The sequence below is a fragment of the Amycolatopsis sp. genome, assembly GCF_025464955.1.
Taxonomy (GTDB): domain Bacteria; phylum Actinomycetota; class Actinomycetes; order Mycobacteriales; family Pseudonocardiaceae; genus Amycolatopsis.
This window is the reverse complement of the sequence record NZ_JAODNM010000126.1, coordinates 1-25,783: the sequence shown is the minus strand read 5'-3', so window position 1 is coordinate 25,783 and position 25,783 is coordinate 1. Positions and strand designations below refer to the sequence as shown.

Annotated in this window: 43 protein-coding genes; 4 read left to right on the top strand and 39 right to left on the bottom strand. The window is 67.7% G+C overall.

Features of this window, described 5'->3' with window-relative positions:
* Positions 1 to 348: 348 nt before the first annotated feature.
* The 33 genes from JWQ81_RS33120 to JWQ81_RS32960 all read right to left on the bottom strand — a co-directional run bounded on the left by JWQ81_RS33120 (position 349) and on the right by JWQ81_RS32960 (position 18,574).
* Positions 349 to 2,073 (bottom strand): hypothetical protein, encoded by a 1,725-nt coding sequence (locus tag JWQ81_RS33120; RefSeq protein WP_297547731.1) that lies wholly within the window; start codon positions 2,071 to 2,073, stop codon positions 349 to 351.
* A gap of 81 nt (positions 2,074 to 2,154) precedes the next feature.
* Positions 2,155 to 2,673 carry an ATP-binding protein gene (locus JWQ81_RS33115; RefSeq protein ID WP_297547730.1) on the bottom strand — a complete coding sequence of 173 codons (519 nt, stop codon included), beginning with the start codon at positions 2,671 to 2,673 and terminating at the stop codon, positions 2,155 to 2,157.
* A 43-nt stretch (positions 2,674 to 2,716) separates the two neighbouring features.
* Complete coding sequence (locus JWQ81_RS33110) at positions 2,717 to 4,210, bottom strand: DNA cytosine methyltransferase (protein ID WP_297547729.1); 1,494 nt, start codon at positions 4,208 to 4,210, stop codon at positions 2,717 to 2,719.
* Positions 4,207 to 4,776: a DUF1643 domain-containing protein gene (locus tag JWQ81_RS33105; protein ID WP_297547728.1), complete on the bottom strand. Its 570-nt coding sequence runs from the start codon at positions 4,774 to 4,776 to the stop codon at positions 4,207 to 4,209. The genes JWQ81_RS33110 and JWQ81_RS33105 overlap by 4 nt, the downstream gene beginning before the upstream one ends.
* Positions 4,776 to 5,696 carry a bifunctional DNA primase/polymerase gene (locus JWQ81_RS33100; protein WP_297547727.1) on the bottom strand — a complete coding sequence of 307 codons (921 nt, stop codon included), beginning with the start codon at positions 5,694 to 5,696 and terminating at the stop codon, positions 4,776 to 4,778. The genes JWQ81_RS33105 and JWQ81_RS33100 overlap by 1 nt, the downstream gene beginning before the upstream one ends.
* Before the next feature lie 101 nt (positions 5,697 to 5,797).
* Positions 5,798 to 6,088: a hypothetical protein gene (locus JWQ81_RS33095; RefSeq protein ID WP_297547726.1), complete on the bottom strand. Its 291-nt coding sequence runs from the start codon at positions 6,086 to 6,088 to the stop codon at positions 5,798 to 5,800.
* 38 nt (positions 6,089 to 6,126) lie between these two features.
* Positions 6,127 to 6,804, bottom strand: a complete 678-nt coding sequence (locus JWQ81_RS33090; RefSeq protein ID WP_297547725.1) for an HNH endonuclease family protein — start codon at positions 6,802 to 6,804, stop codon at positions 6,127 to 6,129.
* Positions 6,801 to 7,304, bottom strand: a complete 504-nt coding sequence (locus JWQ81_RS33085; RefSeq protein ID WP_297547724.1) for a hypothetical protein — start codon at positions 7,302 to 7,304, stop codon at positions 6,801 to 6,803. The genes JWQ81_RS33090 and JWQ81_RS33085 overlap by 4 nt, the downstream gene beginning before the upstream one ends.
* 45 nt (positions 7,305 to 7,349) lie before the next feature.
* Positions 7,350 to 7,502 (bottom strand): hypothetical protein, encoded by a 153-nt coding sequence (locus JWQ81_RS33080; protein ID WP_297547723.1) that lies wholly within the window; start codon positions 7,500 to 7,502, stop codon positions 7,350 to 7,352.
* 46 nt (positions 7,503 to 7,548) lie between these two features.
* Complete coding sequence (locus JWQ81_RS33075) at positions 7,549 to 7,746, bottom strand: hypothetical protein (RefSeq protein WP_297547722.1); 198 nt, start codon at positions 7,744 to 7,746, stop codon at positions 7,549 to 7,551.
* Positions 7,747 to 8,246: 500 nt separating this feature from the next.
* Positions 8,247 to 10,433: a zonular occludens toxin domain-containing protein gene (locus tag JWQ81_RS33070; protein WP_297547721.1), complete on the bottom strand. Its 2,187-nt coding sequence runs from the start codon at positions 10,431 to 10,433 to the stop codon at positions 8,247 to 8,249.
* Between the two features lie 116 nt (positions 10,434 to 10,549).
* Entirely contained in the window at positions 10,550 to 11,716 is a 1,167-nt protein-coding gene (locus JWQ81_RS33065) for a hypothetical protein (protein ID WP_297547720.1), read from the bottom strand.
* Positions 11,713 to 11,997, bottom strand: coding sequence for a hypothetical protein (locus tag JWQ81_RS33060; RefSeq protein WP_297547719.1), 285 nt, complete (start codon positions 11,995 to 11,997; stop codon positions 11,713 to 11,715). The genes JWQ81_RS33065 and JWQ81_RS33060 overlap by 4 nt, the downstream gene beginning before the upstream one ends.
* On the bottom strand, positions 11,994 to 12,347 hold the full coding sequence (locus JWQ81_RS33055; protein ID WP_297547718.1) for a hypothetical protein: 354 nt from the start codon (positions 12,345 to 12,347) through the stop codon (positions 11,994 to 11,996). Before JWQ81_RS33055 ends, JWQ81_RS33060 begins: the two co-directional genes overlap by 4 nt.
* On the bottom strand, positions 12,334 to 12,579 hold the full coding sequence (locus JWQ81_RS33050) for a hypothetical protein (protein WP_297547717.1): 246 nt from the start codon (positions 12,577 to 12,579) through the stop codon (positions 12,334 to 12,336). The genes JWQ81_RS33055 and JWQ81_RS33050 overlap by 14 nt, the downstream gene beginning before the upstream one ends.
* Complete coding sequence (locus tag JWQ81_RS33045; RefSeq protein WP_297547716.1) at positions 12,579 to 12,968, bottom strand: hypothetical protein; 390 nt, start codon at positions 12,966 to 12,968, stop codon at positions 12,579 to 12,581. The genes JWQ81_RS33050 and JWQ81_RS33045 overlap by 1 nt, the downstream gene beginning before the upstream one ends.
* Positions 12,969 to 12,970: 2 nt before the next feature.
* Entirely contained in the window at positions 12,971 to 13,195 is a 225-nt protein-coding gene (locus tag JWQ81_RS33040) for a hypothetical protein (RefSeq protein ID WP_297547715.1), read from the bottom strand.
* Positions 13,195 to 13,446 carry a hypothetical protein gene (locus JWQ81_RS33035; RefSeq protein WP_297547714.1) on the bottom strand — a complete coding sequence of 84 codons (252 nt, stop codon included), beginning with the start codon at positions 13,444 to 13,446 and terminating at the stop codon, positions 13,195 to 13,197. Before JWQ81_RS33035 ends, JWQ81_RS33040 begins: the two co-directional genes overlap by 1 nt.
* The gene (locus JWQ81_RS33030) at positions 13,443 to 13,763 is read right to left on the bottom strand and encodes a hypothetical protein (RefSeq protein WP_297547713.1); all 321 of its coding nucleotides are present in this window, start codon (positions 13,761 to 13,763) and stop codon (positions 13,443 to 13,445) included. The genes JWQ81_RS33035 and JWQ81_RS33030 overlap by 4 nt, the downstream gene beginning before the upstream one ends.
* On the bottom strand, positions 13,760 to 13,927 hold the full coding sequence (locus JWQ81_RS33025) for a hypothetical protein (RefSeq protein ID WP_297547712.1): 168 nt from the start codon (positions 13,925 to 13,927) through the stop codon (positions 13,760 to 13,762). The genes JWQ81_RS33030 and JWQ81_RS33025 overlap by 4 nt, the downstream gene beginning before the upstream one ends.
* Positions 13,924 to 14,256, bottom strand: coding sequence for a hypothetical protein (locus JWQ81_RS33020; RefSeq protein WP_297547711.1), 333 nt, complete (start codon positions 14,254 to 14,256; stop codon positions 13,924 to 13,926). The genes JWQ81_RS33025 and JWQ81_RS33020 overlap by 4 nt, the downstream gene beginning before the upstream one ends.
* Positions 14,256 to 14,846, bottom strand: a complete 591-nt coding sequence (locus JWQ81_RS33015; protein WP_297547710.1) for an RRQRL motif-containing zinc-binding protein — start codon at positions 14,844 to 14,846, stop codon at positions 14,256 to 14,258. Before JWQ81_RS33015 ends, JWQ81_RS33020 begins: the two co-directional genes overlap by 1 nt.
* Positions 14,843 to 15,049, bottom strand: a complete 207-nt coding sequence (locus tag JWQ81_RS33010) for a hypothetical protein (protein ID WP_297547709.1) — start codon at positions 15,047 to 15,049, stop codon at positions 14,843 to 14,845. Before JWQ81_RS33010 ends, JWQ81_RS33015 begins: the two co-directional genes overlap by 4 nt.
* The gene (locus JWQ81_RS33005) at positions 15,046 to 15,498 is read right to left on the bottom strand and encodes an SsgA family sporulation/cell division regulator (protein ID WP_297547708.1); all 453 of its coding nucleotides are present in this window, start codon (positions 15,496 to 15,498) and stop codon (positions 15,046 to 15,048) included. Before JWQ81_RS33005 ends, JWQ81_RS33010 begins: the two co-directional genes overlap by 4 nt.
* A 150-nt stretch (positions 15,499 to 15,648) precedes the next feature.
* The gene (locus JWQ81_RS33000; RefSeq protein WP_297547707.1) at positions 15,649 to 15,912 is read right to left on the bottom strand and encodes a hypothetical protein; all 264 of its coding nucleotides are present in this window, start codon (positions 15,910 to 15,912) and stop codon (positions 15,649 to 15,651) included.
* Positions 15,913 to 15,929: 17 nt separating this feature from the next.
* On the bottom strand, positions 15,930 to 16,151 hold the full coding sequence (locus JWQ81_RS32995) for a hypothetical protein (RefSeq protein ID WP_297547706.1): 222 nt from the start codon (positions 16,149 to 16,151) through the stop codon (positions 15,930 to 15,932).
* Between the two features lie 64 nt (positions 16,152 to 16,215).
* Complete coding sequence (locus JWQ81_RS32990; protein ID WP_297547705.1) at positions 16,216 to 16,440, bottom strand: hypothetical protein; 225 nt, start codon at positions 16,438 to 16,440, stop codon at positions 16,216 to 16,218.
* Positions 16,441 to 16,489: 49 nt separating this feature from the next.
* Positions 16,490 to 16,822 carry a hypothetical protein gene (locus JWQ81_RS32985; RefSeq protein ID WP_297547704.1) on the bottom strand — a complete coding sequence of 111 codons (333 nt, stop codon included), beginning with the start codon at positions 16,820 to 16,822 and terminating at the stop codon, positions 16,490 to 16,492.
* A gap of 106 nt (positions 16,823 to 16,928) precedes the next feature.
* Entirely contained in the window at positions 16,929 to 17,144 is a 216-nt protein-coding gene (locus JWQ81_RS32980; protein ID WP_297547703.1) for a hypothetical protein, read from the bottom strand.
* Between the two features lie 217 nt (positions 17,145 to 17,361).
* Positions 17,362 to 17,682, bottom strand: coding sequence for a hypothetical protein (locus JWQ81_RS32975; RefSeq protein WP_297547702.1), 321 nt, complete (start codon positions 17,680 to 17,682; stop codon positions 17,362 to 17,364).
* A gap of 110 nt (positions 17,683 to 17,792) precedes the next feature.
* A complete protein-coding gene (locus JWQ81_RS32970; RefSeq protein WP_297547701.1) occupies positions 17,793 to 17,969 on the bottom strand; it encodes a hypothetical protein in 177 nt (58 codons plus the stop codon).
* Positions 17,969 to 18,280 carry a hypothetical protein gene (locus tag JWQ81_RS32965; RefSeq protein ID WP_297547700.1) on the bottom strand — a complete coding sequence of 104 codons (312 nt, stop codon included), beginning with the start codon at positions 18,278 to 18,280 and terminating at the stop codon, positions 17,969 to 17,971. Before JWQ81_RS32965 ends, JWQ81_RS32970 begins: the two co-directional genes overlap by 1 nt.
* A 51-nt stretch (positions 18,281 to 18,331) precedes the next feature.
* Positions 18,332 to 18,574, bottom strand: coding sequence for a helix-turn-helix domain-containing protein (locus tag JWQ81_RS32960; RefSeq protein ID WP_297547699.1), 243 nt, complete (start codon positions 18,572 to 18,574; stop codon positions 18,332 to 18,334).
* 193 nt (positions 18,575 to 18,767) lie between these two features.
* On the opposite strand from JWQ81_RS32960, the gene JWQ81_RS32955 reads away from it, so the two are divergent.
* Positions 18,768 to 19,127, top strand: coding sequence for a GntR family transcriptional regulator (locus JWQ81_RS32955; protein ID WP_297547698.1), 360 nt, complete (start codon positions 18,768 to 18,770; stop codon positions 19,125 to 19,127).
* On the opposite strand, the gene JWQ81_RS32950 is transcribed toward JWQ81_RS32955, so the two are convergent.
* Entirely contained in the window at positions 19,124 to 19,324 is a 201-nt protein-coding gene (locus tag JWQ81_RS32950; RefSeq protein ID WP_297547697.1) for a hypothetical protein, read from the bottom strand. The two genes, JWQ81_RS32955 and JWQ81_RS32950, sit on opposite strands and share 4 nt — an antisense overlap.
* A gap of 248 nt (positions 19,325 to 19,572) precedes the next feature.
* Here JWQ81_RS32950 and JWQ81_RS32945 point away from each other — a divergent pair, with 248 nt between their 5' ends.
* Complete coding sequence (locus tag JWQ81_RS32945) at positions 19,573 to 20,859, top strand: hypothetical protein (RefSeq protein ID WP_297547696.1); 1,287 nt, start codon at positions 19,573 to 19,575, stop codon at positions 20,857 to 20,859.
* A 5-nt stretch (positions 20,860 to 20,864) separates the two neighbouring features.
* Here JWQ81_RS32945 and JWQ81_RS32940 read toward each other — a convergent pair whose 3' ends face one another.
* The 3 genes from JWQ81_RS32940 to JWQ81_RS45145 all read right to left on the bottom strand — a co-directional run bounded on the left by JWQ81_RS32940 (position 20,865) and on the right by JWQ81_RS45145 (position 23,086).
* On the bottom strand, positions 20,865 to 21,776 hold the full coding sequence (locus tag JWQ81_RS32940; RefSeq protein ID WP_297547695.1) for an aminoglycoside phosphotransferase family protein: 912 nt from the start codon (positions 21,774 to 21,776) through the stop codon (positions 20,865 to 20,867).
* 217 nt (positions 21,777 to 21,993) lie between these two features.
* The gene (locus JWQ81_RS32935) at positions 21,994 to 22,803 is read right to left on the bottom strand and encodes a hypothetical protein (RefSeq protein WP_297547694.1); all 810 of its coding nucleotides are present in this window, start codon (positions 22,801 to 22,803) and stop codon (positions 21,994 to 21,996) included.
* The gene (locus JWQ81_RS45145) at positions 22,697 to 23,086 is read right to left on the bottom strand and encodes a zinc ribbon domain-containing protein (RefSeq protein WP_366942363.1); all 390 of its coding nucleotides are present in this window, start codon (positions 23,084 to 23,086) and stop codon (positions 22,697 to 22,699) included. The genes JWQ81_RS32935 and JWQ81_RS45145 overlap by 107 nt, the downstream gene beginning before the upstream one ends.
* Here JWQ81_RS45145 and JWQ81_RS32930 point away from each other — a divergent pair.
* On the top strand, positions 23,022 to 23,417 hold the full coding sequence (locus tag JWQ81_RS32930; protein WP_297547693.1) for a hypothetical protein: 396 nt from the start codon (positions 23,022 to 23,024) through the stop codon (positions 23,415 to 23,417). The two genes, JWQ81_RS45145 and JWQ81_RS32930, sit on opposite strands and share 65 nt — an antisense overlap.
* Positions 23,418 to 23,618: 201 nt before the next feature.
* Complete coding sequence (locus tag JWQ81_RS32925) at positions 23,619 to 23,882, top strand: hypothetical protein (RefSeq protein ID WP_297547692.1); 264 nt, start codon at positions 23,619 to 23,621, stop codon at positions 23,880 to 23,882.
* A 308-nt stretch (positions 23,883 to 24,190) separates the two neighbouring features.
* On the opposite strand, the gene JWQ81_RS32920 is transcribed toward JWQ81_RS32925, so the two are convergent.
* Positions 24,191 to 24,694: a hypothetical protein gene (locus tag JWQ81_RS32920; protein WP_297547691.1), complete on the bottom strand. Its 504-nt coding sequence runs from the start codon at positions 24,692 to 24,694 to the stop codon at positions 24,191 to 24,193.
* Between the two features lie 271 nt (positions 24,695 to 24,965).
* On the bottom strand, positions 24,966 to 25,412 hold the full coding sequence (locus JWQ81_RS32915) for a hypothetical protein (protein WP_297547690.1): 447 nt from the start codon (positions 25,410 to 25,412) through the stop codon (positions 24,966 to 24,968).
* Positions 25,413 to 25,783: the final 371 nt, after the last annotated feature.

Genomic DNA, 25,783 nt, shown 5'->3' with positions numbered 1-25,783 from the left:
CGGGTTAGGGGTCGGTTCGAACAACGGTGCGGACAGGCAGGCGAGATTGCGTAGAGTGACCGCTGCCCCCTCCGTATCCGCCTGCTCTGGTCGAGAGCGGGCGGATACGGAGGGGGCAGCGGGAGGCGGGTTCGCAGTCGGGAGTGCGGGGGCCGGAAACAAACCCGCAAACCCGCAAACCCGCAAAGTGGCCTCTGACCTGGGTAGTCAACGTGCGGGTTTCTTACGCGGGGCGGGTCTCCAAACCCGCAAACCTCGCCAAACCTGCGGGTTTGCGGGTTTCTCTCCCGACTCCCGGAAGAGAAACCCGCAAAGATCAAAAACCTGTTTAAGCAGGTCAGAGAGTTACTAGAAGATCTTTTGCGGGTTTGCGGGTTTGCGGGTTTCTTCTGGTGGTTTCCTTGGGCTGTCGTCGTCGGTGTCCTCGTGGTGGACCCAGTAGGTCTTGCAGTTGAGGTGCGGGTCCATCGCGCTGCGTAACACCACGTCGCCGCGCCACCGGTCGATCTGCCCGGTCAGCCGCCGGCCGAGCGACTTGCTCGGGATGAGCTTCCCGGCGTTGGTGGTGGGGAAGCTGCCCGCCCACGGGTCGGTCACGCCGAACTCCACTTCGGCGCTGGCGCGGATCTGCTGAGCGCTCATCGGGTTGCCGCCGTGCAGGGCGTGCCACTTGAGCAGGAACTGCCGCCACTCCCCGGCGTCATCGTCAAGCGCGCGGCCGTCGTCGGCGTTGTCGAGGAACCCGTCCACTCCGTGGTGGGCGAGGAACCCTCCGAGGTACTGGGCCCAGCGGGTGAACTGCCGCATCTGCGGTACTCCTTTCGCCATCGGTGCGCCGTTTGCGGTCCAGTCCAGGACCAGGATCAGGACGTGCCGAAGCACGGTCGCGCGGTTCGCGGGGTCGAGAATCCAGCTGTCCAGGTTCGGGATCGTGAACCCCGTGCGGGCTTCGGGACGCGGGCAGTCCGGGTCGAGCCGCACCCACACCGCGCGGGAGGCCATGTCCCCGCCGGTGCGCAGGTTGTTCCCCGTCGCCAGCCACAACCGGTCGTTGGCGAAGGTCGCCGCGGAGTTGGTGCCGAGCCGACGGTCGGACCAGGTCCGTTCGGTGACCAGCCGGGCGAGCACCGCGGAGTTGACGACTTCGCCTTCGGCGAGGTTGTCGAACACCACCACCCCGACGCTGTCGGCCAGCACCGTCGTGATCGATTTCCGGAGCTCGTCTTCACTGTCGGTCCACGTGAGGACCCGCTGCCCGACCAGCAGGCCGACACACCCGGCGAGGATCGTCTTCCCCGAGCCGGGCATGGAGGCCTCGATCATCCCGAACGGGCTCAGCGACCGCGTGAACGGCCGTATCAGCGGAGTGACCAGCAGAGCCAGGTAGTTGGCCCGGTCGGCGGCACTTCGCCACGGGAAGTCCCGCAGGAACGTGCCCAGCAGAAACCCCCGAGCCTGCTCGACCTGCTCGGGTGTGGGCCGGTCCGGGATCTGCTCGAGGTGCCCGGTGTCGGCGAGGTAGAACCCCGTCGACTCGTCGTAGCCCGGGGTTTGCAGCAGTGTCCCGTCCGGTCGCAGGACCGGGGTGGAGATGATCCTGCGCAGCACCGGCAGACCAGGCCAGGTCCGCCGGGACAGCACCGCGGTGAGTTCCGGACCGGCCGGGGAGATCTCCTCGTCTTCAACTCCTCCGCCCCTCGTGGGCTTGGGGCGCAGGACCTCGGTGTGGTCGGCGAGCAGACCGGCCAGCAGTCCCGGTTTGAGTACGGAGATCGAGAGCGGGAGCACGACGTCGTCGTCCCCGGCGGTGGGGTCGGCCGCCCCGGAGACTTCCTCGACGACGACCGGTGCCCCGTCGGTGACGTAGGTGTTGGGGATGATCCCGTTGTCGAGCGCGGCGGTGAGGACCCGGATGGTGTCCGGGGACTCACCGACTCGCAGGACCGGGCGCCCGCTCGCGCCGGCCGGGTACGTCACCGGGCCGGGGTGGCCCGGTGCGGGTGTGGTGTCGGTGGCGGGCGGGGTCACCTCGGTCCCGGTGACGGCGCGGAGCGCGCGGGCGGTGTGTGGCATCGGTGTTCTCCTCCACAAGCGGTACAGCGGGGCTGGTCGGGTCGGGCGCTAGGCGTTCGGTCCCCTCCTGGTGTGGCGCGGTCACCGGCTCGGCTGTGCTACCCGCACCCGGTCGAGGTGGTGGACTTCGTGCCAGCCTTCGGCGGCCAGCGTCGGTGCGGCCAGGGTGATGGCGTGGTGCATCTCCCGGACCCGGTCGTCGTCGACCCGGCGGGCGTAGCCGCACACCCGGCACCGGACGGGGTCCCGGCCGCCGTTGCGCACCAGCACGGTGGCCAGCGGCGGCAGAGCGAGCACGGCGGTGGTGCGGGCACCGTGTCGGGCGGCCGTGCGCAGCATCCGTGCCCGTGCCCGCCAGAGGTACGCGGTGGTGTCCCACACCACGGTGCGGCCCGCGGCGAGCGCGGTGTTGGTGATGTCGAACCCGACCGTGGTGGCGGCGTCGTTGACGGCCTGGTTGGACGAACACCCGCACGGGGACAGGTCCGCGCGGATGTCGTCGAGGGAGACCAGCACGGCACCGGCCGGGGTGTAGAGCGGGCGGGCGGTGCTCTTCCCGGCCCCGGGCGGGCCGATGGTCGCGATCAGGTGCGGCGTCAAGGTTCTCCTTCGGTTGCGGGGTGATCGGTGCGGGTGGCGGTCGTCAGCTCAGCGAGTCGACGACGGCGCGGATGAGCAGTTCGGCGGCGGGCGGGGTGACGCCGTTGCCGAGCTGACGGACCTTGTTGCGTTTGCTGGTTCCGCAGATGACGTAGTCGCGCCGGAAACCCATTGCCTCACCGATTTCTGCGGTGGAGAGCATCCGGAACGTGCAGTCCTCCACTCGCGGTGCCGCACCGGATCCCGTGCTGGGTTCCGGGTGTCCGGTGAAGGGCGGGGTGCGCAGGACGCCGTTGTGGTCGTTGCGGACGAGCATGTGGTGGTTGCCGCCCGCGCACACCGCGGCGAGCGGCTCGCTCACCGGCCGGACAAGGCTGCCGCCGCCGCGAAGTTCCGCGATGAACGCCAGCCCTGCGGTGTCGACCGTGGTCATGGTCGGCATGACCTCGGTCGCCGGTCGTGCGCGGCCGGTGCCGTAGTAGGGCACGACCAACGCGGTTTCCGCCCGGGTCGACTGCGTCCGCATCGGCATCTCGGCCGTGCGGGCCCACTTGCCGTCGCGGGCTTCGAGCGGCACCAGGAGTCCTTCGGTCTCCCGGGTGGTCCGGGCCCTAAACGGTGCGGTGACCGGGGTGGTGTCGGTGTTCCAGGTCCCGCCAGCCGGGACCAGTTGCGGTACGGCGTAGCGGGCGAGCCCGGCGGTGATCCGGGCCATGGTGGCGGGTTCGAGCGGGTCGGTGCGGTCTCCGATCCGGCCGCCGGGATCGGACCAGTCGATGACTGCGGAGGCGGGTACCACGTAGGGCTCGACGTCGGCGTGGCAGCGCGGGGTGGGGCAGCGGTAGACGTACTGGGTGCGGTATTTGCCCCACCGCGCGAGCGGCCATCTCTTGGTGCGCGGCTTGAACACCTGCACTGCCTTGACTTCCTTGTCGCACGGCCCGCACCAGGCGGCCGGGCGGAGGTCGAGGTCCGGCACGCGGTTGCCCTTGCGCCAGAACACGACGTACATCCGGTCGCGGGACTGCGGTGCCCGCGGCGAGCCGATCGCGGCTGCGTGCATGCTGTTGAGCCACACGATGTGGCGGTCGTAGCCGAGCAGGTCCATCGCCATCAACCAGGCGGGGAACATTTCCCACTGCGCTGCCTCGACGACGTTCTCCACCACGATGGCCTCGTAGCGGTGGTGTTCGGCGAAGCGCGGGACGTCCCACATCGTGGCCCGCGATCGCACCGCCGACGAGTCGGGTTCGCCGTCGAACAGCGTTTGCTGGGCGAGGCGTTTGCGGGCCTTGGCGTTGGAGTGGTTGGTGCATTCCGGTGACGCCCACAGGATCGAGGTGCGCCGGTAACGGCGCGGTTCGACCTGGGAGATGTCAGCGCAGTCGTGGTCGGTGCCGGGGAAGTTCGTCTGGTGGGTCTCGATCGCCAGTTCCCAGTGGTTCGCCGCCATCGTCAGCTCCACCCCGGGTACCGCGCTGGCTCCGAGCCCGGAGCCCCCGGCTCCGCAGAACAGGTCGGTCACGGTGTAGGTCATCGGTCTCCTCGGCAATCGGTCGTGTAGGGCAGAAGCGGGGCGGTGCGGTGGACGTAGAGCGGGTGGCGCGGCGAGCCGTCGCGGGTCAGGCCCAGGCAGCGCAGCGAGGTCCGGCGTGTGCGCAGCGCCCGGGTCACCGCGTTGGCCCGGGATCGGGCGTGGGTATGGGCTCCCCACGCGGCGACGACCAGCCCGGCGGTGTCGTCGTCGGTGATGGCGCGGATGAAGCCGTCGTTGTCCGGCCCGATCGGGTCGGGGTGTGTGTCGAGCTCGCGCGGATCGGTGGCCCGCAGGGCGTAGAGGTTGAGCACCGCGATCGCGCCGTGCCCGTCGCGGCGGGCGAAGCGGACGCACCGGCGGATGGTGGGGTCGTCGGTGAACGCGTCGGCGGTCGACGGGTTGAGCATCACGAACACCAACGCCGGCCCCGAATCCCACCGCCGGGTGAGCAGGTAGCGGTGCGACCTGGTCGGGTTGAACACCGCGAGGGCCGCGGTGCCGAGCAGGTCGGTCCGGTCCTCGACGACCATCCGCTCGGTCGGCTCGAACCGCAGATCCCCGATCATCAGGACGCCCGTCCCCGGTGTGTCACCTTGTTCTCCGCACCGGCTTTGAGACCGGCGTCGACGACGCGGGCGAGGTCGCGGACGTCGTGCGGCCAGCCCTCCGGACCGACCAGGGTTTCCCCGGCGGCGATCAGGTCCGCACGTGCGGCGGCGTGGTCGATCAGCCGGCCGCCGACCTTGCGGCCGACGGTGTACGCGGCCGAGGACACGACCTCGTTGCAGGTACCTGCCGTGGCCCCACGGACCCGGTCGCACTCGCCCCGCAATGCCGCCGCTCCGTAGGCGGTGGTGTCAGCAGAGCGCAGCAGAACGGGCGCTGTGCTGGCCGCTACGGGCCGTTCGACCCACACTTGGACCAACCACCCGGGCAGCTCGGCCGGGTCGTAGTCGTCGAGGAACTCGTAGGTGCCTGCCTCGGTGACCGAGCCCGGTCCTACTACGTATCCGCCTCCCGCCCTGGTGTCGATGTGCGGCGCGATGTGGCCCTGGGTGTTGCGCAGCCGGGTGCCTGCCGGGGCGGTGTAGTACAGGTGCCGACCGCCGGACGGCGTGATGACGACGAACGTGTCCGGGACGGGCCCGCCGCGTTCGTCGGCGAGCGCGGCCAGCGCGGCGACCCCGTCGGGCCGGTCGTCGCCGTCCTTCGCGGCGTCGAGGTCGACCACGGCGAGCCCGGCGGGCCCGGTGGCGATCCCGATGTTCCACGGGATGCCCGACCAGCACCGGGTGATGCGGTCGGTGTCGGTGGTGGCGCGCTTCTCCCAGGTGCTGTGTCCGTCGGCGCACTGCCCGGTGCCGGGGCAGTTCTTGCCGTCGTGTCCGGCGGGCTGCTTGCTGCCGGGGCGGAGCGGGAAGATCGGCCAGCCCATCGCGGCGAGGTAGAGCGCCATGTGCAGCATCGGTGTGTCTGGGGTGTCCATGGGCGTCCTTCCACTGTGGAGGGTTAAGCGGGGGTGGTGTGGTGGCTGCCGGGCCGGTGGGAGCAGTGCTCGGCCACCGGCCCGGCAACGGTTCGAGGGGTTCAGTACTTGCTGATGCGGTGCGCTGAGGCCAGCGTCCTGGTGCACGCGATGACCTTGTCGGCACTCGCCACCGCCGACGGTGACACCTCACCGCGACTGCGAGACGCGGCGACCTTGTCGTTGAAATAGTTGATGTGGCGGGCGGTGTCGCAGAAGGCGTTGTACTTGTCAGCGGTCCACTGTTCTCGCTGCGCACTGCCTGCCCTGCTCAGCGCCAACCACAGCGACAAGTGGGGTTTAACCTTCTTTTCCAGGGCATCGAGCGCGGACTTGACGGCGTTGCGGTCCATCGACCGGGATCCTTTCGGTTGGGTGAGATGGCGGTGTGTCAGCAGTGGGCGAGTACGGCGGCGATCGCGTCGTGCTCGGCCTGGTCGACCGAGAGCGAGTAGGCGGCCTTGACCGCGACCCAGTGCGCGACGTAGTCGCACCGGTCGTGCTTGGGCAGCCAGCCTGCCGGGTCGGAGTCGCCTTTCTGCCGGTTGCTGGTCAAGGTGACCGCGACCAGCACGGACGGGTCGTTGGCGTAGTGCTGGCGTTGGGCCCGGGTCCAGTCGCGCGGCCCGACCCGCCGGCCGCCGTCGATGCGTCCGGAGCGGGCGACTTCGGCGAGCGGGACCATGTGGTCGATGTCGAGCACGCGGGCGTCGGTGGTGCTGACCCCGTCGTACGGGCTGGTCCACTTCCCGCCGGTGATCGCGCACCCCGCTCCGGTGGTGACGCCGGTGCCTTGGGTTTTCAGCGTCATCTCGCGGGAGTCGCACGGGCTGCCCGGAACGGTCGACCAGTGCGGCCAGTCGGCGCGGTTGTAGTGCGCCCCGGTGTCGGCCGGCGCGACCTGCAACCCCGCCAGCGCCGTCACCGCCGCCGGGATGCTGTAGGCCGTGCTGCCCGCCGCCGGGCCGGACGCGGTCGGCGCGGTGCCCGCGGCGGCCGGGTGGCATGCGGAGGTGAGCACCGCGACCGCCGCGAGCCCGGCCGCGGTGCGGAGTCGGGTACTGCTCATTCGTCCCCCGAGAGGTAGGCGTTGACTTCGGCGCGGTGCCGGGGACAGTCGGCGGTGTGCCCGGACTCCCGGTCGTCGGGGTGCGGGTCGTCGGGGCCGTGGTCGCGGACCCGGGCGGTGCAGTCGCGGCAGGTCCACCACAACCCGCTCGGTGGGGCGAAGCGGTCGAACGCGACCGACGCGCGGTCGCCGTCGTCACCAGGCAGGTCGAGCGCGTCGCCGATGTCGCACCACGTGTGGCCCTCGCCGCGGGCCTCGCGGATGTCACGCAGGATCCGCACCTCGACCTGGATGTTCAGGGCGAGCGCGGCGGTGAGGCTGTAGAGCGGCTTCGGCCGGCGCCGCGCCCACCGCGGGTTGTCCCCGGGCGGGGCGGTGATGTGGAACCCGTCGTCGGGGTGCGCGAGCGACACGATCTGTGCGATGGCGCGGTCAACGCCGGTGGTGGCGCGGAAGTCGCGGTCGCCGAAGATGTCCGGCGGCGTGGTCGGTGTGTCCATGGGTCTCCTGTCGGTGGTGCGCCGGTGGTGGCGCGGCCGGGTGGTTCAGTCGTCGCGGGTGGTGGAGGTGTGGGTGCACTTCGGGCAGCCGAACAGGCGGGTGGCGGGGGCGAACCAGCGTTCGGGCCATCCGCAGTTCGGGCAGTCCGCGTCGATACACAGGTGCAGGTCCTCGAAGCGGATCTTGTTGGCGGCCATGGGTTCTCCTGTCGAGGTCGGGTGATCGGTGTGGTGCGGAGTGGGGCTACTGCCGCCAGGCCGGGACGTTCTTCGCGGCGTCGCTGACGGCGCGGTTGAGCCGCCGGTAGGTGGCGGTCTCGCGGGTGATCCCGGCGGCGATCTCGTGTTCCTGGTTGTCGAGCAGGGCGCGGCGGGCGTTCTTGTAGCGGCGGATCGCGGCCGGGCTGCCGTAGTCGGCCGGGTGGGTCTTGGTGGTGGCCATCGGTGGTGTCCTCTCGGGTGGGCGGGTTACTTGTTGGCGCAGATCGAGCACATGACTTGGCCGGCGGGGATGCGTTTCCCGCACTGGCACATGGCGACGAACCGGGCGAGTGGTGCCCGACGGCGGTGGTGTGGTGCCGTCGGGTCTTCATGGCGACGACCAGCCGCGTCAGGTCCACATCAGTGGCGCTGCGTCCCATGGGATTCCCCTTCCGTTGATTACTGGGTGTGACTGATTTAGGGCAAGGGGTGCCGACGCGGCGACCCGGTCGGGTCGTCGACGGCGGCGGATCAGGTGCGGTTCGGCGAGTGCGCGAGTGAGTGCGCGACCGGAAACGGAGTGTTTATGTCATTCGGGCAGTGCGCGGGCCGCGCACTGGGTGTGATCTGCTCAAAGTGCGCGAGTGCACCGAGTGCGCGGCCAGCGCGTGATGCTGGCGAAACCCCGTTTTCGAGGGTTTTCGCGCGGCGCGCGGGCCGCGCACTCGGTCATGCGGTGAGTTAGTCCTCGTCGTCGTTGTCGAGGTGGTCCCGCTCGGCGATGTACTCACGGATAGTCACCGGATCGATGGGGTAGGCCCGGTTGGTCGAGGGCGGGCGGATGTCCTCGGCCGCGAGCAGTTCACGCAAGGTCTTGCCGTCGAGGTCGTCGTAGGGCTGGTAGTCGGGGGCGAGCGTGCGCAGCCGGGCCGGGACGTCAGCGGCCCGCACGGGGGTGTCACCGAGGACCTCGGCCAGGTCGTCGAACAGGTCCCGTTCCTCGGTCACGGTGCGGGTGGTCCCGGTCGTGACGTTCGCGTCCTCGCACAGGCCTACGGCCCGGTCCACGATCGGGGTGATTTCGTCGACGCCGGCGTGCTTGCGGATGTGGTGGGTGCGCAGCAGACCGGCGCGGGCGGCGAAACCGCTGGCCATGGCGGTGCCGATGTCCTCACCGGCGACCAGGCTGGTCGCGGTGATCCCGGCCTTGTGCGACCCGGTACCGAGGATCGCGTCATTGCCGACGTGGTCACCGATGGCGAAGCACACGGCGTGCGACACCGTCTTGGCCAGGTCACGCGGCAGGCTGTCCGCGCTGGGTGCGGGGGTGACGAACACCAGCGTGATGGCGCATTTGCGGGCCTTCATCATCACCTTGATCGCGAGCTGCTTGGCCTCCTCGCCGAACTTCTCGTGCCGGAACAGTTCCTGGCACTCGTCGAACACCACGACCTTCGGGCGCATCCGAGGGTCGGCCAGCGCCATCTTGCGGGTCAGCTTCGTCTCGTCTCCGCCCAGCTCAGAGAGGATTTTTCCCTTCAGGGTGACCTCGCTGCGCAGGGCTCGCAGCGCGTTCATCGCCGCGACGATGTGTTCGTCCTCGTCGCCCTTGACCAGCGTGCGCAGCCGGCGCTTCATCGGGTCGTAGTCGGCGTTGTAGGCCATGACGTAGACCTCGATGTCGACCAGCGGGTCGAGCATCGCCCCGCACAGCAGGTTGATGACCAGGGACGTCTTGCCCGAGCCCATGATCCCGGCGACGGCGTAGTTGCTGGCCATGAGCTTGCCGACGACCTGCCCGCCGCGCTGGTCCACCCCGATTGGTACGCCAGTGAAGTAGTCCGCGGTGCCCTCGGTCAGCAGCGGGTACGGGTCGACCGGTCCGGAGAGGATTCCCTGGTCAGCGACCCACAGGTCCAGTACGCCGGGCTGGCGTTTCGGCTCGGTGGGCCACACCTCGACGGGCAGGCGCACCAGGTTGTGCGCTAGGACGGCCTTCTTCTCGTTGATCATCTCCACGGTGACGCCCGGTGGCAGTTCGAGCTGGGTGCGCCACCCCTTACCGTCGCGGCCGGTGCCCTGGACCCACCGCGGCTGCCACCCTTCCTTGATCTTGCGGTTGAGCGGGGCGAGGTTGAGGTTGCGCAGCGCGTTCATGATCGCGCCCTCGTCCGGGACCAGGTCCCGGCCCTCGCCGGTGGCCGTGCCGGTGGAGACCCAGCCAGGTGCCTCTGCGTGGGTTCGACCGGTGTTCCACAGGTAGAGCAGCCCCGCGGCGGTCCCTGCGAGCAGCAGAAACGCACCGTAGGCGATGACGAACCACACCACGAACGCCACCGCGTCGACCACCGCGGTGATCGGGGCGAGGATGTCGCCGGCGTCCTTGCGGGCGATGGCCAGGAGAATGCCCAGGACCAGCAGCAGTCCCGCGAACGCGACAGTGCCGAGCGCGGCGGCCTTGACCAGCTCCAACGGGGACTTCACCCAGTCCATGACGCGGTCGTGACGCTTCTGCTTCTCCGCGACGTCGCGGGTCTCCCACTCCATGAGCCGCTCGTGGTTCCCGTCGACCTCGGCCAGGCGCATCATCCGCTCGTAGCGGTTGGCGCCGTGGGTGTCGCGCCACCGCTTGACGACGACGCCGGTGCCCTGGATCGGGTAGTAGGCGTTGCGGATCAACGCTTTGCCCGCGGTCTTGGTGCGGTCGTGGGTGACGACCTTCTTCGTGACCCGCCCGACGGTGACGAGGTCGCTCTTGTAGCCCGCGTAGCGGGCGAGCTGGCGGCCCCGCTGGGTCGCGAGCCTCGCGCGTTGGTACTCCTCCTCGGAGACGATCTCGCCTTCGATCGGTTCGGTCTGGCCGGTGGCGGGCAGGTAGTGGACTTGAGCCAGCTCGCGCCGGTCGTCGTGGTCGTCGGTGGTGTTCACCGTGGCGGTTCCTTCCGTGATCGACGCGCGCTTGCGTCCGGGTAGTCCAGCGGGGATCGAGGGGTGACGGGGTGGGTGCCGATCGAGGTCGGCACCCACCCCGCTGGCGGGGGTGGTTACTTGGGGCGGCGTTCGTTGCGCAGTTGCTGTGCACGCTTGGGCGAGCACCGCAGGGCCTTGCGGATCGAGTTGGCCGAGAGGTTGATCGCGGCGGGATCGGCCTCGATCAGCGCGTCCAGTTCGGCTCGCAGGTCGTCCATCGATCGCACGGTCGGGCTCGGGATCGAGTCCGGTCGGCGGTTCGATTTCCGCTGGTCGTCGTCGGGGTCGAGGGTCGCGATCGGCCCTCGATCGGCCCCACCCGGGCGGTCGTCGACCGGGCCGGTGGGCGGGTCGATCGAGGGTCGATCCTGCTCGGCCAGCCACGCGGCTACTTCGTCGCCGATCGCGTCGGACAGGTCCTCGATCGGATCGACCGGCAACCCCGCGACCGTCGCGGGGGCGAGCCGGCCGGTGCGGCCGATCGTGTACCGGCCCGGCGCGAACAGCAGAGCAACGTTGCCCTTGGCGTCGATGTCGGCGACCGCGGTACGCACAGCGGCCAGCCGGATCCGGTTGGTCTTGCTCGCGGCCTGCCGGGCGATCCGGGCTTCGGCCCGCTCGGCTGCCGAGCGGCGCGGTGAGGCGGTGAGCAGTTGGTGGGCGACAACCCCGGCGATCGAGGCCGCGCCCATCACCACCGCCGACGACCACCCGTCCGCGAGTCCGTGCACCACGTTGAGCGCGAACCCGGCACCGGCGAACACCCACAGACCGAGCTGCAGTGCCCACACGGGCCGCTCGGGGTGCCGGGTCCGCGACACCATGACGGCGATCGCGAAACTCCACATCCCGAGTTCGGAGAGCAGGGGCAGGACCCCGCCGGTCGCCGACCGGTACACCTGGAACCCGTAGATCCCCATGGACGGGATCGCCATCACGGCCGACGCGACCGCGAGTGGGTAGATCAGCAGGTCCACCGCGTGCTCTGTCGCCCATGCCCGGGTGGTCTTGGTCAGCGCGGCCAGCCGCGCCGACCGGGCGTCGCGCTTGGCCGTGTTGCGGGCGTCGCGCTCGGCCTTCTCGGTGCGGGCCTGCTCGGCCAGCGCGGCCCGCACGTGCAGGGCCTGCTCCGCTGTCGCGGCGGCCTCGCGGACCCGCCGGGCGCTGGCCGCGTCGGCGTCGGCGCGGGCTTGTTCGGCCGCCGCGACGCGGTCGGCGCGGCGGTCGTCTCGGTAGGTCATGCGCTCTCCCCGTGGTGATCGGCCGAACCGGAGCCCGGCGCGGCGGTGGTGGTGGCGGTCAGTTGTGCGGGCGGCTGCCCGGCGCCGGCCAGGGCCTTGGCCTGGCGGGCAAGGCGGAGGTCGTGGAAGCCCCACCACACCGCCACCGCCCCGCCGGCCAGGAGGAACCAGACGTCGACGGTGGCGGCGAGCACGACCGGGACGGTGACGCCGGTCAGCTCCCCGAAGTGGGCCACCGCCCACGTGACGGCGTGATCGGTACGGGTCTTGGTGTCGGTCATGACGGCTGGTCCTCTCCAGGCTCGGGGGGTTCGGGGTTGTCGCAGGGGATCCACCGCAGGTCCGACCAGGCACCCAGGGCGGTGCGCACGTTGGCCAGGAACCCGCACGCGGCGATGACCGCCGCGGCGACGGTGACGAAGGTCCAGCCCTGTCGAGGGAGCACCAGGGCCGCTCCGAGTCCGGTGACGACGGCGAGGCCTGCGAGGCCTGCCATGGAGATCAGGGCGTCCGTGATCTCCATGCGGGATTCCTGGTACCAGTCCTCGCATTCCTCGCAGCCGCACCGCGTACCCGGCGGGCGGGGGTAGGGGTGTGAGGCGGTGGTGTCGGTGGGGTCAGGTGTAGGCACCGTGGGTCTCCTGTGCGTGTGGGGTGAAGAACTGGTTAATCGGGCGGGTCGGGCGGGCGGTGGCCTGCCGGACGGCGAAGGCGTCGACGCGGCGCATGACGCCTTCCAAGATCCGGGCGAGGATCACCAGGGGCAGCCGGACGGCGTGCAGGGTCAGGAACAGCACCACCGCGCCGACAAACCGGAACAGCGCGGCGGTGCCGTGGCGTTCGAGGACCTCGAAAATCGACATCAGGACTGCGCCTCCCTCGGTTCGGTGTCGAGCGCGCCGATGAACGCCTGGCCCCACGCAAGGCGTTGCTCGTGCGGGGCCGACCAGGTGATGTCGGGGTCCTGCTCGAACGCCCGCGCAGCCCGGACAGCGAGAGCCTGCGATCGCAGCGAGAACGGGAACCCGGTAGCCCGTTCTCCGCGCAGGCACAGCACGATCCAGACGTCCAGCCGGATCCGAAGGCCGTTCCCGTCCGGCTCGATGAACGGCGAGACGAACAGGCCGTCACCGATGTCCATCAGTGGGCGGTCGACGGCCACCGTGGTGCCGTTGACGTTGTGCTCGCAGGTGACCGCCCTGACGGCACCGCGGGTGACGTAGTGGGACGGGAGCTTCAGGTAGTTGCTCATTCTCAGCACTCCTCTCCGGTCAGGTGACCGGGAATGTTGGTGGGGCCGTAGATGAAGCTGTGCAGCGCGCGGTGCAGCAGAGCGGCGTCCATTCCGGACAGTGCGGGTGCCGGGAAGCCGTGGCGGACCAGGACCCCGAAGACGTCGAGCACGAGGTCGGTGGTGAACAGGAGGCCGGACGCGGCGGCCAGCTCGCTGAGCGGGTAGTTGCGGGCGTCGGTCGCCATCACCACACCCCGAGTTCCGCGCGGACCGTGGCCAGCCACCGCCGCATGTTCGACGGCGGTGACACCATCCCGCCCTGCACGCGCCGGGCCGCTTCGCTGGCGGTGTAGTCCATCGCTGCCAGGTGCGCGGTGTCGGCGAGCACCAGGGCCACGGCGAGCTGTTCGCCGGTGGACCACGCGCCGTTGGGGTGGCCGTTGTTGTGCGCGAGTGCCCAGCGGCAGCGCCGGACAATGTCGTCGGTCGTGCTCATCGTTTTCCCCTTCGGGTCGTGGTGGTGGTCAGGTTCCGGGCGAAGAACAGCCGGGCCACGCCGTGCCCGGCGAACAACCCCGGGACCGCGAGGACCGCGGTGGTGACGACCGGGTTGCCGGTGCGCAGCCCGGCCCACTGCAGGGCGGTGATCCCGATCGCGGCGGTGACCGTCTCCAGCGCAATCCCCGAGAGCCGGGTCACTTCCCGGACGCGGCGGGTCACGGTGTGGGTGGTCTTGCGGCCCGCCCGCCACAGCGCGAGCACCCCGACCCCGGCGAGCACTGCGACGGCGAGCAGAACAGGTTGCGTCGTCACCGGCCCTCCGCCTTCTGGATTGCCAGGCACGCCCGGCAATTCGTGGAGGCGAACCAGAACGTCTTGTGCTTCCCGCGCGGGTAGGTGATGCCGCACAACGTCGTCGCGGTCCCGGAGAACCACGACCGCGACCTCTCCAGGTGCACGACCTCCCGGGCCATCACCGGCCCGCCCCGCGGTAGGCGGCGATGACCCGGGCCATCGCTCGCAGTCGAGCGCCGACGTTGAAGACCAGCGCGCCGACGACCATGTCCGCGATCGGCGAGTGCACGCCACCGAGCCCGGTGACCAGGAGAAGCAGCACCGCGATCGCCGCCGACGCGCCGGCGGCGACGCGCTGGCGCCGCTTCGCGGCCTGGTAGCTCAGGTCCCACTGGGCCGCGACGACCTGGCGGTGATGCCAGCGCCGCTGACCGAACACGGGTTCCTCGACGTAGCCGTCCGGGGCCCAGTAGGCCGAACCGGGGTTGTTCCAGGTGTTGCGGGGATCCATCAGGCCACAACCTTTCGCAGGTGGGCACCGTCCACCCGGGACGGTGCGCGAGGTATCGGGACGACCGGGGCGAGCACCCCGGCCGGGGCGGGCCGTGACCGGCGGTCGAGGTCCGCGTGGTCGTCGGCGGTGAAAGTCGGTGTGCCGGTGAGGAAGTCGTGCAGGTAGCTGTCCGGGTCCAACCGGCCGCCGCTGTACAGGCAGGCCTCACACGTGCGGTGGGCCTTGGGCAGTTCGGCGTAGCCGGTCTCACCGCAGGTGCGGCAGGTGCGTCGGGCGGCCATCGCCTTGTCCAGCGCGGCCCACCGGGCCGGGGTCATCGGCCGCACCGGGCGAGCCAGCGCGATCAGGTAGAGGTTCGCGAACACCTGCTTCGCGGCGCGGCGGCACCGGAAGTACAGGACCGCCACCGGGTCCTGCCCACCCGGCCGCAAACCACGCTTGCGCAGCTGGCGTTTGGTGGCGAGCAGGGTGTGCGGGCCGGTGCCCCAAGAGAGCAGGATCGTGCCCTCCCAGGTCCCCCGGGTGAACTCCCGGCAGTCCGACCACGGCACCGCGCGTAGGTCCCACGGGAACTGCCGCCCGCTCACCGCCGTGCCGCCGGTGGGCGGTTGATGACGTAGATCGCGGCCCGCCCGGCCCGGACCTGCTTGAAGCCCTGGTAGCGGCCGGATGCGTCGACGTCGGCCCGGAAACTCGTTCCCGTCGGCAAACCGTCGGGGCCGAGCATCGAAACCAGGACCTTGTCGCCGGGCCGGACGTGGGCGGACATGTCGACGTGGGTGCGGGTCACCGTGCCCCACCACCCAGCGCGGCGAATTCGGCATCCCAGTCGATCCGGTCGGACTCCGTACCCGCCGGGACCAGACACTCGATCTCGTCGAGGACCTTTTCCAGCGGTGCGCGGTCGAACACCAGCAGCACGACGCCTTCCGGCGAGGACAGCTCGACGGCGACGGTGTCGCCGCGCTCTCCCGGCGCGACCTCGACCGGCGAGACGTGGACGTCGCCCTCACCGGTCGGTGCGTTGAGGCCGTCGGCGAGCAAGTCGCGGGCCATCTGCCAGCGAACCCAGCCGGACCGTTGCGGTGTGGCGATGTCGAGGATCACCGCGTGCGGGTCGCCGGCGGTGTAGCGCAGGTTCACCCGGACCGGGCCGAGCGAGTTGCAGGTGTAGGCGCGGGCGATGAGGTGGGCGGTGACGCCGGCGGGTGTTCCGCCGGGCAGGGCGGTGCCTATCATGGTGGCTCCCATGTGGTCTCGTAAGGGATTCGTGTGGGTGGTGAGACCCGGCCCGGCGGGCTGTTCTTGGTGGTTCGGACCGCGGGGCCGGGGCATCACCACTTCCGCAAGCAGGCGTACTTGAGCCGGGCGGTGATCTGTCGTCGGTGGTCAGTGGCGGGCGAGGCGCAGCGCGAGCTTCAGGCCGTTGACCCCGTCGGCGTAGGCGCTGACGGTCAGCTCGATCCGGCGGATATCGGCGGCGGCCCCGGCGCGCCGGCCGGTCCGGATCGCCTTGTCGGCCTGCTCTTCGAGGACCTCCACCGCGGTGGCGTGCCCGTCGCCCTTGGGGGCGTCGCGCTCGACCCGGCGATGGATGACCTTGGCCTGGTAGACGCGGTGTTCGAGGTCGCACAACTGGCGTTCAGTGCTCATGCGGTGGTCCCTTCCGGTCAGAGCTTGCGGGTGATCCAGCGGACGAACGTGAGCTGCGCTTGCGGGGCGTCGGCGCCGAACTGGTGCTGCAGGTCGGCGGTGATCTTGGCGTCCGACCAGCCGTCCCAGTGGTGGTTGGCGATGTCGGTCACGACCAGGCCGATCAGGGCCTCGCGGTGGCCGAGCTTCTTCGAGGCCTGGGTGATGATGACGTCGACGTTGGTGATCTTGATCGTCATGGCGGTGTGGTCCTTGTCGTTGGCGGGCAAGGGATGAGCAGGCAGAGCGGGCCGGGGCGGGCGGTCAGAGCTGGCGGGTGACCCCGCGGACGAACGCCACATCGGTGTGCGGGCCGTCCTGGTGGGACCGGCGCTTGAGGTCGGCGGCGATCTTGGCGTCCGACCAGCCGTCGTTGTGCTTGTTGTAGATGTGCACGACGATGTCGGCGGCCCAGGCGTCGGGGCAGCGCAGCTTCTTCCTGGCGGCCTTGATGATCGCTTCGAGGTCGACGTCCTTCTTGGCACCCATGGCGGTGGAACCTTTCCGTTGCAGTGGTGGGGGATGTGCGGGCTGGTGGTCAGAACTTGCGGGTGATGGACCGGACGAACGCCGGTTGCGCGAGGGGCTCGTCGTCGCCGAAGTGGTCCTTCAGCTCCTCGGTGATCGAGCGGTCGGTCCAGTCGACCCCGCGACCTCGGGCGATGAGGTACAAGACGGCCTGGATGCGGTGGACGCGGCTGGTGTTCTTCCTCGTGCCGTCGCGGAGGAACCGGCGAAGTTCGGTTCGCCCAGCGCCGGTGAGGGCGGTGTCCCAGTTGATCGTGAAGGACCCGCGGATGCCGTCCCCGGCCCAGGACACGGTCTGTTTGCTGCCGTTGCGGTGGACTGTGACGCGAAGGTTGTCGCTCATGCTGTGTCGCTCACTTCCGTTGCGGTGGTGCGGGTGGTGGTGGGTGGTGAGACCCGCCCCGGCGGGCTGCGAGGTTGGTGGTTCGGACCGCCGGGCCGGGGCGGAGCTACCAGCGAGCGGCGATCTTCTTCGTGCACGCCACCCGGGAGCAGTGGCCCGCTCCGGAGCGGACCTTGCGGCCGCATCCGCCGCACTGGTTGGGCGGGCAACTCGACGCGGCCACGACCCGGCGGCCGACACCGCGGCTGGCCATCTCGGCGGTCCGGTCGAAACCCCGGGCAACGGCCTTGGTGGTCTTGACGGTCTTGGTGAAGAAACCCATGGCATGGAACCTTTCTGACGGAACGGGATGTGCTGGAACAGAGCGGGTACGGAGGGGGGCGGCTACTTCGGGAACAGGGGCAGGACGTGGTTGTCGAGGACCTCGGCGGGGGTGAACCACTTCGGCAGGTAGGCCCAGTCCATGACCTCGGCCGGGCTGGTGGGGGACATCGCAGATCTCCTTCGGTTGAGCGGAAAAGCGGGTTTGAACAGGGGGTTCAGGCGGCCAGTGCCAGGGCGTGGCGGGCCGTGATCTCCAGCAGTTCGGTGACGTAGTTGATGAACCAGCCGGTGGCGACGGGGTGCGGCTGACCGCCGAACAGCTCCCGCATCCAGGTGGTGATGCGGGCGGCCGACCAGCCCGCCCGGTGCTTGGCGGTGATGGCTTCCAGCGCCGGGTCGAGGAACTGCGGACGGATGACCTTGTCGGTTCGGGACTGCACGAATCCGGAGGCCGCGATGGACAGCGCGGTGATGCTCGACCGGCGGGCGGGAACAGACTGGAAGCGGCGAGTCCGGGGGGCGGCTGTTGCGGGCATGACGGGGTCCTTTCGGGCATGGCGGTGCCGTGGCGGCATTTCCGGGGGATTTCTGCGAGCGCGCTACCGGCCGTGTGAGCGGGGCCGGGCGGGGTGTTCGGTGGTGCTGGTCAGGCGGCGAAGCTACGAGCGGAGCGGCGACCAGCGGCCGGGGCGGGCCGAACGGGGGTGGTGTCGTCGGTGGCGAGGTGGGACAGGACCAGCTCGCGCTGACGGCACCAGGCCGCGCTACCGCGGGGAAGCAGGTTGAGGCGTCCCATTTCGGCGACCACGTTGTGCCTGGCCATCACGCGACCTCGGCTTCGGCGCCGGTGAGCGGGGTGACCCGGGTGGGCAGCGACCGCAGTGCGGCGCGACCGGCGCGGCGGTGGGTGCGACGCGGGGTCTGGCGGTCGGTCAGGTCGATCAGTCGGCGGGCCGACTCGGCGCGGCGCCCCGCCGCAAGCTCCCGGTCGATCTCCTCGACCAGCTGGTCGATCGAAGGCTCGTAGGTGTCGTAGAAGGTAGCGACGTACTCCTGCAGGTCGGAGACGTCGGCGTCGAAAACCGAGAACGAGCCTTCGGCCTGGCGGCGGGTGGTGATGTGTGCGGACCTCATCTGGTTTCCTCTCGTGACTACGAAACTGGGTCTGGTGTTGACTAATGCGAACTAGCCGGGCGTGGCGATCTCAGGGGACTCGATGGGTGGCCCGGGTAGCTCTGAGACTGCTGCGCACTTCTCGAGGTAGGCGTTCACCGCGTAGCCCGGGATCCGGAAAGCTCCCTTGCTGGTGCCGAATTTGAGTGCACCCAGGTCGCCGGTTTTGATCGCTCGATAGATCGTTGCCCGGTGGACATCGAGCAGGTCGGCAACCGTCTTCACCTTGAATATCTGCTGATCCTCAACTCTCATCGCTGGCTCCTACGTTGTCGATGCCGGCCCCGGCTTGTCCTCGAACACCGCCGGGGCCGCTTGCTGCGTGGCGGGGAAGTTCTGCGATCCCTGCGACAAGAGAGACGTTAGAGAATTCTGCTGACCTAGGCAATACAGCTGAGCTGTTATCACCCGTTCGGCCTAGCTGAGCCGACCGCGTAAGCTGTCTGACGTGGACAAACTTGATCCGGACGACTTGAGGCCGCCCTACCTGCAAGTCGCAGCTGCAATCCGCAACCAGATCCAGGACGGCACCTACGCGGTTGGCTCGAAACTCCCGCCGCATCAGGACGTTGCTGACCATTTCGGCGTGTCCGTGAACACCGTGAAACGTGCTTATGGGGTGCTCCAAGAGGATCGGATGATCGTCCCCCGGCAGGGGATGGGCACATTCGTTCGGCGCGAAGCCCCGGAGGTCGCCGGGCAGGACCCGACCGACGTTCTGCCTGCCGTGCTTGAGCAGCTTGCGGAGCTTCGACAACGGCTCGATGCGGTCGAGGGCGAGTTGCGGAATCGGGCCGCTCATGACTAGTTCCCGACCTGACGGAAGAAGGACACGACGCCCGTGATCGCGTCGCTCGCCGCACCGGCGATGGCCTTGACCCAGTGCGCGGCGTCGCCGGGGTACTTCACCACGACGACCAGCAGGGCGCCGATCACGAGGACCGCCACGAGCTTCGACAAGATGCCGCCGCCGGTCTTCAGTCCTGGAATCGTGTTCTTGGCCATTACTGCCTCCTGTGCTGGCGTTGCTGCCGTTGCTTATGACGCAAGCCAACCGCGCCAGGGTGGGGGTGCGGCAGCGTGCACAGGGGGGTGCACTTGTGCATTCGGGGGGTGCACGGAGGTGCTTTACTGGGACTGGGAGAGGTGATCAGGTGGAGTCGACGAAGGAGCCGAACCGGCGTCTAGCTGCGGTTATGGAGGCGGCGGGGGTCAGCAACAAGGGACTTGCATCCCGGGTTCGGAGCGCCGCCGTGGCAGCGGACCTTGCGATCTCGCCGGACCATGTGTCTGTCCGCCGCTGGCTTGACGGCGGCCGACCGCGTGACGAGACCATTCGATGCATCGCCGCAGCGTTGAGCACGAAGCTCGGCAGGGATGTGTCCTTCGCTGAAATCGGGTTCGACTCCGTGCAGGGCGCGGCACGCGCTGACATCACCGAGGACGGCACTCGCTACCCCGTGGAGCTCTCGCAGGCTGTTGATCTGCTCGATTCGCTGACCACCGCCGATCTTGCGGTAAGTCCAACGGTCACGGGTTCAGCCTGGACCCCGGAGACCGCGCCGGGCGTCATCACCGGATACCTGTTCTCCGCACCGCTAGGGCAGCCTTATGTCGCATCGGCTCCGGAAGCGCCAACCGCAGCGCGAATTCGGACGACGACCAACCACCTCACGGAACTCGACTTCCAGTTTGGAGGAGGGCACACCCGCTCCCTGCTGCTCTTCTACTGGAAGTCGGAGATCGTCCCGACGCTGCGAAATGGCCACTCTGGCGTAGCTCGCCGCGAGATCTTCAGTGCAGCATCCGGCGCGGCCAAGGTGCTTGGCTGGAGCGCGTACGACGCTGGCCGACATGGGGATGCACAGCGGTACTTCGTTCAAGCTCTACGTCTTGCTCGGGAGGCAGACGACCACGAGATGGGTGGTCAAATCCTGTCCAACCTGAGTCACCAGGCCAACTACCTGGGCAAATTCACCGAGGCGGCCCAGTATGCGCGCGCTGCGCAATCCGCCATCGCCGGATCGGCCGGCGGGACGGTCCGGGCGATGTTCCTGACGATGGAGGCGCGGGCGCTGGCAAGTCTGGGAGATACCAAAGGCTGTGTTGACGTGCTCCACCGTGCTGACCAGGAATTTGAGCGCCGCGACCCGGTCAACGATCCGGACTGGAGTAGCTACTTTGACGCACTGGAGCTGGCCGGAGAAGCTGCGCACTGCTTTCGAGACCTGGGACGGTCGCGCGAAACGCAGCAGTTTGCGGCGCAGGCAATCGAGCCACTCCTTACCCCGCCCAGGACCCGTGCGTTTATCGGAATGGTCAACGCGGCAGGGGCGCTGAATGGCGGGAACTTAGAAGAAGCAATCTCGTTAGCGAGCGAAGCGGTTAGTCTCGCTGGGTCTCTTCAATCCAGTCGCTATCTTCGGTATGTGTCAGACTTTCATCAATCTCTAGGTGGCTCCCATGCTGGGCACCCCCTGGTCCGGAGATTCACGGATCTCGTAAAGGGGTCTTACCCGGATATCAAGATCGGCTCATAAATCGCTCAGAAGGCGCGCCAGGATTGTGACCTATCGCCACGGATGGTTTTCATGCGGACCTGGTATTCCGTCGCGGCGTCGGCCGACTCGTTTACGTTCTGCATGAGCCAGGTGGTCATCTTTAGCTCGTGTACTGACCGGAGTGTTTCAAATCCCTCGTGCCATGACATGACGTCGTAACCGTAGGCTTCTGTAAACGTGTTGTACTCCCTTTCTGTCAGCCAACCTGCGGTTTGATAAGACGTCGCTGATACGGCCAAGTCCCATTCGGGTTGACCCCACGCGAACCGTTCAAAGTCGATTAGAACGGGCTGATTGGCGCAGATCATCAAGTTCCCGGTATGGGCGTCGCCGTGCGTTGGCGCAGGCTCTAGCGGAAACTTGAGGGCAGACAATTCCCCCCTCAGTTCTTCAAGTCGTGCAAGCAGGAAGTCTTTATCCTGCGACGGAACCGGCGCTACCTCTACTCGCGATTGCACTCGGCCGAGAATATTTTCGTTCGGCAGTTCGAAACTGTCGGGGCGGGGAAGCTTGTGTAGCGTCCGAAGAACAGTTCCTAGTGTTCCTGTGTCAGTGCGGTCACCCTCGCGCCCGTCGATGAACTGCCAGAACGTCACCGGGTGCCCGTCTGCTGCAATCGGCTGAGCTACCTCGTGCACTTCGGCGGCCGAGATCTTCTGATCTGCAAGCCAGCGAGCTACCTCAACCTCGTTTTTCGCGTCATCCCAGTAGCTCAGCGTGCGGGCGATTCGCACCACAATACGGTCACCGGGGAGCCGGAAAATGGCGTTCTCGCCAAGCCTGATCAGCGTGGCGCCGTCGCAGCTGATGCCTGCGGTACCGCAGGCGATCTGTAGGACACGTTCAGCGTCGGTGGCGCTGAACTGGCTTGCTGTGTTACCGCTCTTGCGAGGCATAGCATCCACCCTACGGAGTCATGGTGTACGGACGGGTTTCAGGACGAGCTGAGAGAGAGGCTGTACCAGGTGGGGGGCTCTGATGGCCCGCTGAGAGCGTCTCTCCCGGACGATCGGGCGTGGGGGTGGCGACGGGGGACCGGGGGAGCGCCCCTCCTGGTCCAGCCGGTTTCAGTCTCAGTCGAGGGTCTCAGTGAGGGGCTCATTTAGGTCCCGTTCAGCCCCGTTCAGAGTCGCTGCCCTTGTCGCACACGTGGCGTTGACCTGTGTAAACGTGCGGACCTGGACCCCCTTGCACAGCTTCTCCGGGTCTTTGGGAGCGGAGGGTCGCAGGTTCAAATCCTGTCATCCCGACCATATAGTCTTCGTTCACACCGCCCCTGGCGAGAGAAATCTCACCAGGGGTGTTTGCGTATGCACGTTCTGTGACGGTGATGCGTTCGCCGAAGGTCGCCAAGAGGACGTCAGACGGGCGGGCACGGTCGGCGGGTAGATCGGTGCCAGGCGCATCCGCGACACCAGAGGCGTTCTGGGGCACCGGATCGGTGGCTGTTGGCGATGCGGCGAGCCGGATTGCCTCCCCCATCTCAAACAGCGCGGCGAAGGGCTCGGTGAGGTCAACCCGCTCGACGCTGCCGTCCCGACCGATGTAGAGCTTTTCGAAGAAGCCTTGGTTGATCTGTCGGCGGATGGTGTTTGGTGCACTGAGGTAAGCCACCTCGCAGTTACGGGCGGCGGCCAGCGCCCGTTCAAGGGTGGCTTCGACGTCGGTCATGGTGACCTGGGCCGCTCTAATCTCGCCGACGGCCTCGGCGAGGGCGCGGGTCAACCGCTTCATCTCGGAGGCCAGGAGGTCTTGAGGGATGGCTCCGGCGTAGTGGGCGCTAAGCAACTTCGCACGCTCGTCCTCCACACGCTGCTTACTTCGGCGGGCGTGCTCCAGGCCGCGGGTGGCCTCGGCCTGCTGGCTGGTTAGCTCTTGCCGGACGGCGGCCTTGGATCTGCCGGGCGTGCTCAGGGCGAACACGAAAGGTGCTATAGAAGCTGGCGATGCCTTCCTCGATCTTCTCGGCACGAACGGCGGACCGCTGGCAGTTGTTGGTCTTGGTCTTTTGCTTGACGCAGAAGAAGTAAGGGTAGATGCCACCGTTGCCCTTGCTCTCCGAGTAGATTTTGCGCCTACCGCAGGCTGAACAGAAAATGGTTGAACGCAGGTAGTGGTTGTGCGTGCGGTCTTTTTCGCCCGTGAAGATCGCCGAACGAGTGTGCCTGTGGTTCGGCACCTGGCGCACCGACACCGTGCGGGTCATTCTTGTCACAGACACCGGACGCACCACCAAAACCAGTACAGCAGACGGGTACGACATCGCGCTGATCACCACCGACCTCACCGCCACAGCCGAGGAGATCATCGCCCGCTACGCGGCACGCTGGGCCATCGAGGTCACGTTCTTCGATGTCAAGAACATCCTCGGTGTCGGGGAAGCACACAACCGCACCACGAGAGCCGTGGAGCGGACCGTCCCGTTCGGACTGTTCTGTCACAGCATCCTGATCGTCTGGTACGTGCTGCACGGCCACGATCAGGACGACGTGGCCAAACGCCGCGCCTTAACGCCTTGGTTCAAGACCAAGACCTAACCATCCACCCTGGACATGCTCATCAAGCTCCGATGCCAGATCATCGCCACCCGATTTATGCCAACATCACCCCGACCAGCAACAACCCAGGAAATTATGGAAGTCCAGCAAGCCTGGGCACAAGCAGCCGCATAACCGCGAAAGTCGAGTTATTTTACCTAGCTAAGCTAAATAGCACTGTGTGCGCATGGAGGCGTTTCCGTGAAGGAAGATCAGTTCAGAAGTCTTGAGCCGAATGTTTCGGAAAACGACGACCTACGTGAGCCCCAGCGGCTTGCCTATGCTGCAATCAAGGCGCATGACTTCTCGGCTGGTGACGCTCGTGAAATTGGCATCGTCCTTCCGGTTGGCTGCGGTAAGTCGGGGCTGCTCGCCTTGGCCCCTTTTGCTGTCGGATCGAAGCGAACGCTCCTTGTTGCGCCCAACCTCAACATTGCCGACCATTGCTCAAGCTGCATCCCGTGACTCTAGTCCCGCCGGCCTTGACTTGGCGGCTACCAGCAAGCCATGGGGCCAACCCGAGGGTTGAACTCGGCCTCCGGCTCGTCCTCGTCCCGCAGGTCGTGCGCGAACACCACGCGGTCGCCGCAGTGGTTCGACTGGTTGTCGAGCTGGCCGAGCAGGTCACGGACAATGCGGTGCGAGCGGTTGCGCTATGGCAGCGACCGTCATAGTGCAACCGCTGCTCCGTGTCTAGTTCGGTTCACCCGGCGATCTGCACCCGGGGGTAGACCGGGACAACTCGACACTTGATCGGGCACCCTTGCCTCTCCCTAAGCACCGGGAAGCGCCGGATGCTCACCAAACGGCTCGCGCGCGACCGGTCTATTCATAATGTCGTCGATCACAAACCTTACATCTTCAAGGTGGATCTGGCTTTGGTGTTCGAGGTACCGATTGACGAGGAGCATTTTGTATTCTCGCACAATTGCCGCCTGTGCTTCTGCCCGCCGCACAGCAACTACCCACTGCGCAAAGTAAGCGCCAAGACTGGTGAGTAATGACAGGCCAACGATAATGGCTGTCGCACTCGAGGTGAGGCCCGTATTGCTCGCCGACAAGACCAACGCGGCAATACCAAAGAGCAGCAATACGCCCGGGAACCCTAGGAACGTGTTCATCTCTTTCGCGCTCGCACTGAAGATGCGAAGCACGTCCAGTTGCATCGCAGGCGACTTCCCCTTTGACTCGGCCGAATTCCTTGCGCCTGGGTCGATCACAGCGCTCGCATCTGGCTTGATCACGTCTTTCGCGCTCCGTCCGAGCATTTCTGCCACCCTCCTGGACTCGTTCCGTCGGTAATCTTTAGCACCTAAGTCGGGACAAGGAATAGACTTGTTGCAAGCAGTATGAATCGTGGCCGCATCGTCGCTTCTAGGAGGCAGATCTCTAGTGCGTGAGATCTGCCTGTTGGCGGTCGTCGCGTCTGTCCTGATCCTCGTCCAGCGCGCAGTCGCGCACTTCAAGTGAGAGTCGGGTAGGTCGTGGGCTTCGGTATCCGGGTCGGAGCGATGAGGCCGACGACGAGCGCACCGACCGACAGCGCGATCAAAGCCGTGATCTGGAAGCCGCCGCTGGAGAGATGTACTTGCCACGGCGAACCTGGCATGGCGGTGAACCACGCTGCCGGGCGATGGTCGGCGCGATGATCTCGGTTCGGCCCAGGGCGTTCAAGCCGGCGACGTCAGGGGCATTAACTGTCTCGTGGGCCTTGGTCTTCCGCAGGAACAACAGCCATGCGATCACGGGAGTAGCCAGCAGCCAACTGCCGTACCACGCAAAGCGGAACGGCAAGTACGCGCCGGGGTTGGCGGGAGTCGCCAGGCTTATGGCCAGGGCAAGACCAGCTGTGTACGCCGCCAGAATCTCAGTGGGGATGGCGCTGACCAGCGCCTTACCCCACGTGACCTCCTCGTCGCCGAGCTTGACGGTCGTCTCGGCCGGGTTGGTAGCGTCACGAGCTACCGCGAGGGTTGTGCACGTGGACAAGCTCATGGCTGGTCATCTCGCTTCGTCGCGCTGAGCGTCACCGCCCGCACCATCACACTCGCGGCCACCGACCTGATCGTTACGCTTCGTGACAACCGTGCTGCGACCGTTACCGGCCGACAGCTCCCCTGATGTGTAGAGGATCAACGTTGTGCGACTGATCGCGGTGGCAACTGGTAAGAGCAGTGAAGCCGAGCTGGCAGAATGCGGGAGCACAGGTCACGGTGCCAGATCTCATGCATGTCGTGGATCTAGTACTCCAGCCGGACTTCGTGATGTCGCTGGTGGGCTGCCCGCAGGCAGGTGCGGCCACCAGTTGATCATGGTCGGTTGTGTGGACTAACCCTGATCGGCTGGTGGCCGCAGGCCCCAGCGTA